At 56.3% G+C, this 13,157-nt stretch carries 10 protein-coding genes; 1 reads left to right on the top strand and 9 read right to left on the bottom strand.

The window, feature by feature from the left end; genetic code table 11:
• Positions 1-146: 146 nt before the first annotated feature.
• The gene (locus ACZRJQ_RS19675) at positions 147-500 is read left to right on the top strand and encodes a BON domain-containing protein (RefSeq protein WP_463979995.1); all 354 of its coding nucleotides are present in this window, start codon (positions 147-149) and stop codon (positions 498-500) included.
• A 200-nt stretch (positions 501-700) separates the two neighbouring features.
• On the opposite strand, the gene ACZRJQ_RS19670 is transcribed toward ACZRJQ_RS19675, so the two are convergent.
• The 9 genes from ACZRJQ_RS19670 to ACZRJQ_RS19630 all read right to left on the bottom strand — a co-directional run bounded on the left by ACZRJQ_RS19670 (position 701) and on the right by ACZRJQ_RS19630 (position 12,806).
• Positions 701-3,631 carry a DUF748 domain-containing protein gene (locus ACZRJQ_RS19670; RefSeq protein ID WP_463979994.1) on the bottom strand — a complete coding sequence of 977 codons (2,931 nt, stop codon included), beginning with the start codon at positions 3,629-3,631 and terminating at the stop codon, positions 701-703.
• A 110-nt stretch (positions 3,632-3,741) separates the two neighbouring features.
• Complete coding sequence (locus ACZRJQ_RS19665; RefSeq protein ID WP_463979993.1) at positions 3,742-4,755, bottom strand: class I SAM-dependent rRNA methyltransferase; 1,014 nt, start codon at positions 4,753-4,755, stop codon at positions 3,742-3,744.
• A gap of 140 nt (positions 4,756-4,895) precedes the next feature.
• Positions 4,896-6,077 carry an acetyl-CoA C-acetyltransferase gene (locus ACZRJQ_RS19660; RefSeq protein WP_463979992.1) on the bottom strand — a complete coding sequence of 394 codons (1,182 nt, stop codon included), beginning with the start codon at positions 6,075-6,077 and terminating at the stop codon, positions 4,896-4,898.
• A gap of 115 nt (positions 6,078-6,192) precedes the next feature.
• Positions 6,193-7,065, bottom strand: coding sequence for an oxygenase MpaB family protein (locus ACZRJQ_RS19655; RefSeq protein WP_463979991.1), 873 nt, complete (start codon positions 7,063-7,065; stop codon positions 6,193-6,195).
• Between the two features lie 47 nt (positions 7,066-7,112).
• On the bottom strand, positions 7,113-8,777 hold the full coding sequence (gene pgi / locus ACZRJQ_RS19650) for a glucose-6-phosphate isomerase (RefSeq protein WP_463979990.1): 1,665 nt from the start codon (positions 8,775-8,777) through the stop codon (positions 7,113-7,115).
• A 268-nt stretch (positions 8,778-9,045) separates the two neighbouring features.
• Positions 9,046-9,906, bottom strand: coding sequence for a pantoate--beta-alanine ligase (panC, locus tag ACZRJQ_RS19645; protein WP_463979989.1), 861 nt, complete (start codon positions 9,904-9,906; stop codon positions 9,046-9,048).
• The gene (gene panB, locus ACZRJQ_RS19640; protein WP_463979988.1) at positions 9,903-10,703 is read right to left on the bottom strand and encodes a 3-methyl-2-oxobutanoate hydroxymethyltransferase; all 801 of its coding nucleotides are present in this window, start codon (positions 10,701-10,703) and stop codon (positions 9,903-9,905) included. The genes panC and panB overlap by 4 nt, the downstream gene beginning before the upstream one ends.
• 195 nt (positions 10,704-10,898) lie before the next feature.
• Positions 10,899-11,408, bottom strand: a complete 510-nt coding sequence (folK, locus tag ACZRJQ_RS19635; protein WP_463979987.1) for a 2-amino-4-hydroxy-6-hydroxymethyldihydropteridine diphosphokinase — start codon at positions 11,406-11,408, stop codon at positions 10,899-10,901.
• A gap of 3 nt (positions 11,409-11,411) precedes the next feature.
• Positions 11,412-12,806, bottom strand: a complete 1,395-nt coding sequence (locus tag ACZRJQ_RS19630; RefSeq protein WP_463979986.1) for a polynucleotide adenylyltransferase PcnB — start codon at positions 12,804-12,806, stop codon at positions 11,412-11,414.
• Between the last annotated feature and the right edge of the window lie 351 nt (positions 12,807-13,157).

Raw genomic sequence — 13,157 nt, 5'->3', positions numbered from 1 at the left:
ACGACGGACATAAAATCGATAATCTGCAACTCATTGATTTATAACGATTTATTTTTTATTAAAAGTTGGCACAGCCCCTGCAACAGTACTGATAACCCTGCTGCTGTGATACAGCGCAGATTCTGAAGAAGACAGGAGTTACTCGTATGAAGAAGTTTGCTATCGCTGCTGCAACTGCCACCGCTCTGACCCTGACCATGGCAAACGCTGCATTTGCTGCCCAAGCAACCACTCAAGCACCAATGGTCGTGGCTGCGGGCGAAGTCACCAAAGCCAAGGAAGCTACTTCTGATACTTGGATCACAACCAAAGTTAAATCCGACCTGCTGACAGAAAAAGGCATTCCGGGCACTGACATCAAGGTCGAAACCAACAAAGGTGTGGTTTCCCTTTCCTCCACTGTTGCAGTGACTGACGCACAGAAAAAAATCGCGGTTGATATCGCCAAGAAAATCAAAGGTGTTCAAGCCGTTTCGGCTGATGGCCTGAAATCTGAGTAATGCGTCTACCTCGTTGACCCGAGGAAGGCTGTAACAGGTGATTGAAGTGTTACACCTGCCAGCTTTTAGAAGGGTTCATGCGACGGCCACAAGGATGTGGTCATTACAGCCCCCCGGCGTTTGCGTCGGGGGGCTGTTCTATTTAGGGCAGAAAAAAGCTGCTGTCCTACGGCATGTTGTACTGAGCTTATGGGTGCAACTTACTCGCTATCCAGATGCAGTGGCGAAACGACTCGGCCGTCACTTTCAGCTTCACCCAGGGTGGCATCGACAAAGTACACACGGTCATCTGCCAGTTGGCCTTTGTCCACCAGGTAATCCTTGATGCTGCTGGCACGTTCTTGACCCAGTTGGCGCAGAAGCACTTCGCTCTTGCTCCAGAAGTCGATCAGGGCGGCGCTCATTTTGCTTGCACGTTCGTCGCGGCTTAACTTGGCCCATTCGGCAGGCGGTTGTTGTTTCAAGCGTGTGCGATAAATCCCTTCCAGCAAGGGGCCTTTTTCATCGTCTGGAACCTTAAGCAACGACGCTTGTGCAGGCACCTTGTCGCCTCGGCGTTGGAGGATCTTGTAATAGTTGTATTGGTATTCGCGCTCTAGGCGATCCTGCGCAATATGCGGGCCGTCGCTGCTTTGTGCCGCTGTGCCTTCAATCTCCAAACGCAATGTTGGGCGTTGTTTCAAGGCGCTGGCCAAGGAGTCCAGAGCCTTCTGCGCTTGCGGGCTCAGCTCACTCGATCCGGGGGCGAACGATACGGTGCCCAAATCCTCGGCACCGCCGCCGGTGACCAGGCCGCTTAATAGCTTGAACGGCGCCTGCGCGGCTCGCACCACTAAGTTGCGCAATGTTTGCCAGACAATGGGCATCACGCTGAATTGCGGGTTATTCAGGTCACCCGTGACCGGCAGTTCAATAGAGATGGTGCCGTCACTGTCCTTGAGTAATGCAATCGCCAGTTTTAGTGGCAGATTGACCGCGTCCGGGCTGTCGACTTTTTCGCCCAGTTGTAATTGCTCGATGATCACTTTGTTCTCAGCCTTGAGCTGACCTTTGGTAATCAAATAGTGAACATCCAGACTCAAACGACCCTTGCGGATACGGTAACCGGCAAACTTGCCCGAGTAAGGCGTCAAGGTTGTGAGCTCGACACGTTTGAAGCTGGTGGCAATATCAAGGCTGGCCATTGGGTCAAACGGGTTAACGCTGCCTTTGATGGTCACGGGTGCATAACGATCCACCTTGCCTGCGATATTCACACTGGCAGGTTTGGCCCGGCGGCTATCGATGCTACCGATTTGGCCGTTGAGCTGTTGAATGGCCGTGGCAAAATTTGGCGTCAGGCTAAAGTCAGCAAAGTTGGCTGAGCCGTCATTGATCGCAATCCCGCCAATATGGATGCCCAGAGGTTTTTCTTTGCTTGCCGCGGGCTTGGCAGCACTTTTTGCGCTGCTGTTGGCCGGCTGCGGGATCAGCAGGTCATCGATGTTGGTGGTGCGATCGTCGTTGATCATAAAACGCACATAGGGTTGTGCAAAATTGACGCTGGCAATCGAGAGCGTGTCGCCATGTTGATACTTCACGCCATCGAGTACCAAGCGCTGCCACTTGAGGAAGTCACGATCTTTCAGTGTGTCCAGTGTGTGCAGTTGATCAATCTGCGCTCGGCCATCTACGGTAAACGCCAGCGGCTCAACACTTTTTAGGTTGACGGCCAAGTCACTGCCGAGCATGCCGCTACGTAGCTCCAGGCGAATAAATGGCTCGATATAAGCCTGAGCAATGCGCAGATCGATGTCTTTGGTTGTGACCTTGAGCTTGGCGTTGATCGGGCTGAGGTTAACGTCCCCCGTAGCGGTCAGCTTGCCTTGCTTGCCCACCCCGGTATCGAGGTTGAGGGTAAAGGGTGATTGATTCAGGCTGTCGAAGTTTTTCAGATCCAGATTGAGTGGGCCAATATCCAGCGCTACTGGGGTTTTTGGCTCTTTATCAGCAAGGTGCACGCGATAGTCGCGAAGTTGCACATCCTTGAGCAGTACCTGCCAAGGCTTGCTGGGCGCTACGGGCGCGGGTTTTGGCGCTTCAACCGTGACGGCCTCAGGGGCTTTGGTTTTTGATGTCGTTTTTTCTGGAGCGCTGGCAAACAGCTTTTGCCAATCAAGTTGACCGTCTTTCTCGCGTGTAGCCCAGGTTTCGAGATTCTTGCTGTTGATCTTGCCAACCACCACTTGTTGTTTGGCCAGGTCCACAGTGGTGTCGCTGACATCCAAGCGCTCTAGGCGTACCAGCGGGCGGCCGTCGGGGGCGTTGATTTTGAAGGGAGCGATACTGGCTGTGGCATTACTCAGAACCATCTCGGTGTCTTTGGCCAGATTCAGTTTGTAGTCCGTACTGAAATTCAACACGCCGTCTTCCAAGGCCAGCGGCAGGGCGTCACGCACATAAGGCCACCAGACTTTCATCTTTCCGTCTGTGACTTTGAGTTTGCCCTCGGAGGCAATTGGAATCAGGCTCAGTGTGCCGCTCCAATCAATACGCCCGCCCTCAGGGCCCGCAGCCACAAGGGTCATGTCGGCGTTGTCATCGGGCAGGGTGCTGAGGTTTTTCAGCTCAAGGTTCATGGAGTCATACACAAACTCAATGGGTTCACTTGGGCGTAAGTCGGCGAAGTGCAAATAGCCGTCAGCCAGTTTGATGCTATCGATGCGCATCGGGAAGGGTTTGCTGTCGGGTGCGGCGGGCGTTGGCTCGCTGGCCGGTAATTTGAAAAGCCGCGTCAGATTGAGCGAGCCATCTTTACTGAACAGCAACTCAGTCTTGGGTTTGTCCAGTTGCACGTCTGCCAAGTGCAAGGCTTTGGTCCAGAGGCTGTCGGCTTGCAGGTTGGTGTAAAACCGTTCGAATCCGACTTGTTCCTTGCCGGGCTCTCCGACTCGTAATCCCCACAACGTCAGTTCCAGGCTGAACGGGTTGAACTCAAGTCGGTCGAGCTTGGCCGGTACCGTGGCGTAGTTGGCCAGTTGCTGGTTAATGATGCGTAAGCCGATGCCGGGCAAAATCAAAAAGCCCAGCAGGCTATAAAGTGCGATAGCAATCAGCACGGCGCCAATGGCGCGGATCAATCCTTTGGGCATGTGAGGCGTCGTCTATTACAGTCGGAAGTGCCTTTGAGTATGGCACGCGTTTCCGGTTCCGAAGTAATCGCCTTATTTTGCGTAGGACTAATCGCCTTATTTGGTGCGCATTAAAACTGAAGGATCAGTGTTTTAAGCGGAGGTTGTTGATCCAAGGACGGAAAGTCTGCGGCTGGCGTCAGCACTTGCCAGTCGCGCACAGGGCGCCCGGCTTTTTCGGCGCAACGTAAAACCTGTTCTCGCCAGTCGTCCATGCTGACTTTTGCCAGGTTATTGCAACAGATCAAGACGCCATCTGGCGCCGTGGCCAGCACCGCAGGCTTGAGTAGGCTCTGATAGTCGCGTAGCAGGTCAACGGTGCCAAAAGCGCTCTTGGCCCAGGCTGGCGGATCTAACAGCACCAGATCGTATTCACGCGGCTCAAGTCGAGGGTAGGCGGGCAGTTTGTGGCGGCGTTGAACAATCGGTAGCCCGGCCAATTGGCGAATCGCCGCAAAGTAGTCGGACTGAACGAACTTCATTTTTTTCAGCTCGGGGTTCAGTAGGCCATTTTCACGGCCTACTGCCAGATTGCCCTCGGCAAAGTCCAAGTTGCACACCTCGCTGGCACCCCCTGCCGCGGCGCTTAGGCCGACGCCACAGGTGTAAGCAAAGAGGTTGAGTACGCTTTTGCCAGTGCTGTGTTGCTTGACCCAGCCGCGAGCGTTGCGCAGGTCGAGAAACAGCAGCGGGTCTTGGCCGGCATGGCGGCCACGCACCCGGTATTTAAGCCCCCATTCATGGCCGACCATGTCTTCAAGCGCGGCGTCTTCGGCGCGATAGACCGTGTCTTCGCGATCAATGCGCGAGTTGCCTTGTGAGCGGTCGTTGTAGACCAGTAACAAGTTGAGGCCAAGATGATGATTAATTGACTCATGCAGTTGCAGCAAATCATCGCGCTCAAGGCGTTGATGGAAGCTTTGCACCAGCAACTGTGGGCCGTAACGGTCGATGGTCAAACCGCCAGCGCCCTCTTGGCTGCCGTGGAACAGGCGATAGCAATCAGTGCCCTGAGCGTGCAGCTCAGCCAGCAAGTCGTGACGGTTATCGAGGGCGGCGCGCAGCGCCTGATTCAAGGAAGACATGCGATGCGCCTTGGGGGATAGATAAGGCGCGGCAGTTTAGCAGAAGAGGACATGTAGCAGCTGGCGCAGGCTGCGTAAGGGAAACAAGTTGCTTTGCAACCTGCCTTTCGCAGCCTGCGCCAGCGACTACAAGAACATCATTACTCGCGCTCAATCGCCAGCGCTACGCCTTGCCCGCCACCGATGCACAAAGTTGCCAGGCCTTTTTTGGCATCACGCTTGAGCATCTCGTGAAGCAGCGTGACCAGAATGCGGCAACCTGACGCGCCGATCGGGTGGCCAATGGCAATTGCGCCGCCGTTGACGTTGACCTTGTTAGCGTCCCAGTTCAGTTCTTTGCCCACGGACAACGCTTGAGCTGCAAACGCTTCGTTGGCTTCGATCAAGTCCAGTTGCTCAAGCGTCCAGCCGGCTTTGCTCAGGCAGCGCTGAGTGGCGCTGACTGGGCCGATGCCCATGATGGCTGGGTCGACACCCGCGTTGGCGTAAGCGGCGATTTTGGCCAGTACTGGCAAGCCCAGTGCTTTGGCTTTGGCCGCACTCATGAGCATCACGGCGGCGGCGCCATCATTGAGTGAGGACGCGTTGCCCGCAGTGACAGATCCGTCTTTTTTGAACGCAGGCTTAAGCTTGGCCAGCGATTGGGCAGTGGTGCCTGCGCGCGGCTGTTCATCGGTGGCAAAAGCGACAGGTTCACCTTTGCGTTGAGGGATCAAAATCGGGGTGATCTCATCCACGAAACGCCCGGCTTCGATGGCTGCAATCGCTTTTTGCTGGGACAGGGCGGCGAACGCGTCTTGCTCTTCACGGCTGATGCCGTACTTATCCACAAGGTTCTCGGCCGTGATGCCCATGTGGTAATCGTTGAACGCATCCCACAAACCGTCGCTGATCATGGTATCGACGATTTGGCTATGGCCCATGCGCAAGCCAGTTCGGGCGCCGGGCATGACGTAGTTGGAGAGGCTCATGTTTTCTTGGCCGCCTGCAATGATCACTTCGGCATCGCCGCAACGAATGGCCTGTGCTGCCAAGTGCAGCGCTTTAAGGCCTGAGCCGCAGACTTTGTTGAGGGTCAATGCAGGCACAGCAAAAGGCAGTCCGGCCTTGATTGCAGCCTGGCGTGCAGGGTTTTGCCCTGCACCGGCAGTCAATACCTGGCCCATGATCACTTCATCAACGTGTGCACCGTCTACGCCGGTTTGTTCCAGCAGTTGGCGAATCACTGCCGCGCCCAGTTCAACAGCGGGTACGTGAGCCAGCGAGCCCTGAAAGCTGCCAACAGCAGTGCGAGTGGCGGCAACAATTACGACGTCTTGCATTACGCGAATCCTCATTATTTTTGGAGGTGCAGCCGTCGTGCGGCTGCGTTCGGAGTCAGGCGGGCATGGTGTCATAAATTGGTTACGACTTCATCGCGAGCCAGCAATGCTTCGTTTAGCTGCCAAGGCCCATGCGCCTGCGCGCCCTTTGCACTGAGCCATTACGAACAGCCCAGCGCAGAATGGGGGCCGTGCTGTTAACGCTGGCACGAATCAGCGTTCGGGTCAGTGGGCGTTGATGCTGGCCCAGATGATTGCTGGCCCAGTCGGGTAATAAATCAATGCCAGCCTGCATCATCAGCGCCCCAAAGGGCTTGGCCAGCAGGCTGGGCGCAGGGGCGTTGAGCAGCAATCGGATGACCTCATGGCTGCGTTCGTCGCATACCAGCTGGGGGCGAATGCGCTCAAGGTAGTCGGCGATCTGCTGGCGTGAGCGTGGCACGTTCTGCGCACCCAGACGCTCAGCGATGACAGCAATTTCGTCGTAGTACTTGTCCTGATCAGCGCCTGATAAATCCGGATTTCGATAGCGCAGGTGCGCGGCAAGAAAGTTACTGACTTCTGCTACATGCACCCACGTCAACAGTTCAGGGTCGCTGGCGGAGTACGGACGGCCATCAAGCGCGGTGCCGACCACGTGCAGGTGAAGGGTGCGTACTTTGTCGATCAACCAGTTGGCGTCTGAGGCAGAGCCAAAGGTGGTGCCAGAAATGAACTGCCCGGTTCGACGTAACCGGCCCAGCATGTCCTGGCGGAAATTGGAGTGATCCCACACCCCGGCCAATGCCAGTGGGTGCAAGGCTTGCAGCATCAAGGCGCTGATGCCGCCAATCAGCATGCTGGTGAAGTCACCGTGCACCTGCCAACTGATGGAGTCCGGGCCAAACAGCCCGGGGTCGCCTTTGGGGTTTTCGAGGTCGAGCTGGCCGAGCGACAGCCCGGTCAGGCTCATGATTTGGCGTTCGATGGGGCGGCGAATAAATTCCATGAGGTCTCGGCTGTGCCAGCCAGTCGCGAAGACTGGCTGGCGCTCAGTCAACCGCGATGGCGACCGCGGAAGTAGTTGATCAGGCCTTGGGTTGACGCATCGTCGGCAGGCTCTTCAAGGCTGCCGGTGAGGCGATAGTAAACGCCTTTGCCCAGTTCTTTGCCCAACTCTACGCCCCATTGATCGAAGGCGTTGATGCCCCAAATCACGCTTTGCACGAACACTTTGTGTTCATACAGCGCAACCAGCGCCCCCAGACGACGTGGGCTAATACGCTCCACCACCAAGGTGTTACTTGGACGGTTACCCGGAATGACCTTGTGCGGCGCAAGTTTTTGCACCTCGTCTTCGGCCATGCCCTTGTCGCGCAATTCGGCTTCGGCTTCTGCGCGGGTTTTACCCAGCATCAGGGCCTGACTTTGCGACAAGCAGTTGGCATACAGCCACTGATGGTGATCTGCCACTGGGTTGAAGCTGACGATCGGCACAATAAAGTCCGCCGGGATCAGTTGGGTGCCTTGGTGCAGCAGTTGGTGATACGCGTGCTGACCGTTGCAGCCTACGCCGCCCCAAATCACGGGGCCGGTATCTGTCGATACGGGCGTGCCGTCCTGGCGAACGCTCTTGCCGTTGGACTCCATGTCCAATTGTTGCAAGTGCTTGGTGATGTTACGCAGGTAGTGATCGTAAGGCAGGATCGCGTGGCTTTGAGCGCCCCAGAAGTTGCCATACCAAACACCCAGCGCGGCCATTAACACCGGCATGTTTTGTTCAAACGGAGCATTTTGGAAGTGCTGATCCATGCTGTAGGCACCGGACAGCAACTCTTTGAAGTTGGACATGCCGATGGCCAGCGCAATCGGCAAGCCAATGGCCGACCACAGCGAGTAACGACCGCCGACCCAGTCCCACATCGGGAAGATGTTTTCTTCGCGAATACCGAACGCTACTGCCGCTGCATTGTTGCTCGATACGGCGATGAAATGGCGATGCAGTTCAGCCTCGGAACCGCCCTGCGCCAAGTACCACGCGCGCGAGGCTTGGGCGTTTTTCAGGGTTTCGAGGGTGTTGAACGACTTGGACGACACGATAAACAGTGTGGTTTCAGCACGGATTTTGTGGGACAGCTCGTGGAACTCACTGCCGTCGATGTTCGCCAGATAATGGCAGCGCACGCCTTTTTGTGCGTAAGACAACAGCGCTTCGGACACCAGCTCAGGGCCGAGGAACGAGCCACCGATGCCAATGTTGACGATGTCAGTGATTGGCTTTTCGGTGTAACCGCGCCATAGACCGTCATGAATTCGACCCACCAGCTCGGTCATCTGATTCAGGACTTTATGCACCTCGGGCATGATGTTCGCGCCGTTGACCGACAGCTTGTCGGCAACAGGACGACGCAGCGCCGTGTGCAAGGCCGGACGACCTTCAGAGGCGTTAACGATTTCGCCGTTAAACAGCGATTTAATCGCGCCTTTAAGGTCGACTTCGTTGGCCAGATCGACCAGCAACGCGCGGGTCTGATCGGTGATCAAGTTTTTCGAGTAATCCAGAAACAGCCCGCAGCTGCTCAGGGTGAAGTCTTCAAAGCGCTTGGGGTTGCTGTTGAAGGCATCGCGCATGCTGAAATGCTGCATATCAGCGCGGTGGAGCTTCAGCGCTTGCCAAGCGGGCAGAGCGGTAACGTCGTGAGGAGTGCGGTAGTACGCCATCGCTGCGGATATCCTTTTTTACTTGAACTGCCTGTTGGACACTGAAAACACCGAAACCTTCGTTTTAAGTCAGAAGGTGTTCAGTTGGCCTGCATGCACCTTTGAGACACAAGCAGGGTGCTTACAGTAAACCTCGCGCCTGCTTCTGTCTTGGCTTTGTCTTACGACGAGCGGTAACTTTTGTCACCGCCGTGTGACTCCAGGTGAATCGTTTCAGTATTTTGTTATCGCGTGCGGGTCAATGCGCGACTGCGCGAGGTCAACGCTTTCACAATGAGCTGTCGAAGTTGAGGTGTACGTTGTCGATCAGACGGGTAGTGCCCAGATAAGCCGCGACCAAAATCACCAGATCGCGGTCATCTGCTTGCGCCGGCTGGAGTGTCAGCGCGTGGCGGATTTCCAGATAGTCCGGCCGAAAGCCTGCGGCTTCGATGCGGGCTACATGTTGGCTCACCAATGCTGGGTAGTTGCGCTCGCCGGCCTTGATGGCTTGCACCATCTCGTTCAACTGGCGATACAAGGTAGGCGCCAATGCGCGTTGTTCTTCAGTCAAATAACCATTGCGTGAAGACAGCGCCAAACCGTCTTCAGCACGTACCGTTGGCTCGCCGATGATCTGGATCGGCATGTTCAGGTCGTGAACCATTGCGCGGATAACGGCTAGTTGCTGGTAGTCTTTTTGCCCAAAGATGGCTAGATCTGGCTGCACCATGTTGAACAGCTTGCTGACAACCGTGGTGACTCCGTCGAAATGCCCGGGGCGGCGGCTGCCGCACAGCTCGTTGCTCAGTTGAGCGGCGCTGACGCGGGTCAGGCCCGTCATACCGTGGGGGTACATCTCTTCCACGGTCGGGGCGAACAACAAATGACAACCTGCTTGCAGGAGGGTTTCCTGATCGGCCGCGAGGGTGCGCGGATAGGTGTCGAGGTCTTCGTTGGCTCCAAACTGCAACGGATTGACGAAAATGCTCGCCACCACAAAGTCCACTTGTTGTGCAGCTTTGGTAACCAGCGCAGCGTGACCACTGTGCAGATTGCCCATGGTGGGGACGAGACCGATTTGCTTACCTTCGCTGCGTGCGCGAGCAACAGCGGCGCGCAATTCGCGAACGGTTTTTACTGTGTTCATGCAGAGAATCCGTGTTCAGTGCCAGGAAAGCTGACGGCTTTAACTTCAGCCACATAGGCGCTCAGCGCCGACTGAATGTCTGGCTGGCCGGTCATGAAGTTTTTTACGAACTTGGGTACGCGTCCGGTTAGGGACAAGCCGAGCATGTCGTGCAACACCAGCACTTGGCCGTCAGTGTCGCTACCGGCACCAATGCCGATGACCGGAATTTTGACTGCGTGGGTGATTTCTTTGGCCAGTTCACTCGGAACGCATTCGAGCAACAGCATGGCGGCGCCCGCTTGTTCCAGAGAGATGGCATCAGCGCGCATTTGGCGTGCCTGATTTTCGTTGCGCCCTTGCACCTTATAACCGCCCAGCACGTTGACTGTTTGCGGGGTCAGGCCCATGTGGGCGCACACGGGAATGCCGCGTTCGGTCAGCAGGCGAATCGACTCGGCGAGCCAGACTGCGCCCTCAACCTTGACCATGTGCGCGCCGGCTCTCATCAGTTGCGCGCTGTTGTTCAGGGTTTGCTCTAGGGTCGCGTTGGCCATAAATGGCAGGTCGGCAAGGATCAGGGCGTCTTGATTGCCGCGTTTGACGCACGCCACGTGGTAGGCCATTTCGTCATTGGAGACTGGCAGCGTGCTGTCATGCCCTTGTAGAACCATGCCCAAGGAGTCGCCGACCAGTAACACTTCTACACCCGCCTGATTACAGGCATGGGCAAAGGTGGCGTCATAGCACGTCAGCATGGTGATCTTTTCACCTTTTTGCTTAAGGCTTTGCAGGGTGGTCAGGGTGATAGCAGGCATGAAAAGGATCCTCGTCAGGCAGTGTGATAACCACTGCGAGTAACGCGCGTGATTCATCGTTATGAGCAGGCACACCGTTATGTCGGGTGCTTAATAACCTGCTTTTCACAGTGCGCCGTCCAGTGGACGGCAGCGGGATGCCTATAGTCGTGACGAGGGCACTGGAAGTCAATTACGTGTGTTACCGCAAAGGTGTTACTGCGGTAATTGATTCGATTCAGCGCTAGGGGAGAGGCGTTCAAGCCCGACAAATGGGCATGCCGCTAACAGCTCGGCCAAGGTGCGACCGTCAGCGAATGTGAGCGAGGCTGGCGCTAATTCGGCCAGTGGATACAGCACGAAAGCGCGGGCTTGCATGTGGTAATGCGGCACTTTGAGGCGGGGTTCATCGATCAAGCGATCGCCAAACAGCAGGATGTCGAGATCCAGCGTGCGTGGGCCCCAGCGTTCGTGCCGTTCGCGCCCCTGATCAATCTCGATGGCTTGCAGCGCATCCAGCAGATCCAACGGAGCCATTGCAGTCTCAATGGCAGCTACGGCGTTGGTGTAACGCGGTTGGCCGGGCAGTAGCGAGTCGCTTTGGTAAAAGTCTGAAACGCCTATCAAACGTGAGCCTGGCAGTTGCGCCAGCGCCTGGACGGCGCTACGCAATTGTTCTGCCGGGGCAGCCAGATTGCTGCCCATTCCAATGTAAACGCGTTCCATCGGTTACTCGTCCGCAGCGGCGCTACGTTTGCGCTTGTTACCACCCGTGCGGCGACGTTTGCGTGGCGCGGGGCCTGTGCCGTCATCTTTGGCGTTGCTCAGATCGCGAATCATGTCGCGTCGACCGCTGTCGTTGGCGTCTTGATAGTCAGTCCACCACTCGCCCAGCCCGTTGGTCTGTTCACCCGCGCTTTCACGCAATAGCAAGAAGTCATAACCGGCGCGGAAACGCGGGTTATCGAGCAGCATGTCAGCACGTTTGCCACTGCGACGCGGCAGGCGCTCTTGCATGTCCCAGATCTCGCGGATCGGCATGGTGAAGCGTTTTGGGATGGCAATGCGTTGGCACTGTTCGCTGATGAGCTCGTGCGCCGCCTCTTGCATGGCCGGGATCGGCGGCATGCCTTGGTCTTGCAGGCGCAGCACGCGAGCGGGCAGGGCAGGCCACAATAAGGCTGCAAACAGGAACGCCGGAGTGACTGGCTTGCCTTGTTTGATGCGCAGATCGGTGTTGCGTAGCGCTTCGCTGATCAGGGTGTGGGTGTACGTTGGGTTGTGTTCCAGTGCTTCGGCGCTGGCCGGGAACAGTGGGTCGAACAACTCAAGGTCGACCAGCATTTCAAAGGTGTCAGAGGCGTGGCCCGAGAGGAACAGCTTAAGCACTTCTTCAAACAGGCGAGCAGACGGGATTTCACGCAGCATCGGCGCCAGTTCGCGAATCGGCGCAGCGGTGTGCTTTTCAATGCCAAAGTCGAGCTTGGCAGCAAAGCGCACAGCCCGCAGCATGCGCACCGGGTCTTCCTGGTAGCGCTGTTGTGGGTCGCCGATCAGGCGTAACAAGCGGTTGCGGATGTCGTGTACACCATTGGCGTAATCGAGAATGCGCTCGCTGACCGGGTCGTAATACAGGGCGTTAATGGTGAAATCGCGACGCTGGGCGTCTTCTTCAAGGGTGCCGTAAACGTTGTCGCGCAAAATACGCCCGCTTTCGTTACGCGAAGATTGGTTGCTGTCTTCCTCTTCGTCGTTTTGCGGGTGATTGGCGCGGAACGTCGCGACCTCGATGATTTCGCGACCAAAGTGGATATGCACCAACTTAAAACGCCGACCGATGATTCGCGCATTGCGAAACTCGGCACGCACTTGTTCTGGCGTGGCGCTGGTGGCGACGTCAAAGTCTTTTGGCGTGATGTTGAGCAGCATGTCGCGCACGCAACCACCGACCAGATAAGCCTGGTAACCGGCATTTTGCAGGCGCTCGACGATATTGACCGCGTAACGGCTGAACTGGGCGCGTTGCAGCGAATGTTGACTGCTGTTGAGCACTTCTGGGGTGCTACGCAGTTGTTGCGTACGACGCTTGGTAGAACGGAATGACTGGAACAGCTTCTTCAGCATGGGATGCACTGTTTGAAGGAATGTTCGGCCAAAACGAAGAATGACCGCATGATGGGCGGGGATTCTAGCATTTAGTCAGGGGATGGTGTAGGAAGCTGAGCTTCTCGTGTGGCCGCAACGGCAGGCTTGATGTGAAAAAAGCCGCGAGAGGGCTGAGCCAGAGGGCTTGAGGGATTTGTTGAATGACAGAAACTACAAGGGGAGCCGAAGCTCCCCAAGAAGTAGTTGCATGCTCTATTTTTATTATTAATTGCGGGCTTTTTGTTTTTGTTAATCGCCCTGGTTACAGAGGTTTTGCCTGTGTAACCCTCCCAATCGGGAGATAAGAGCAAACGGATTGCTTTGGTCGCT

It is taken from the genome of Pseudomonas sp. E315, from assembly GCF_055406205.1.
The sequence above is the reverse complement of the archived record's forward strand: the minus strand, read 5'-3'. Positions and strand labels throughout refer to the sequence as shown.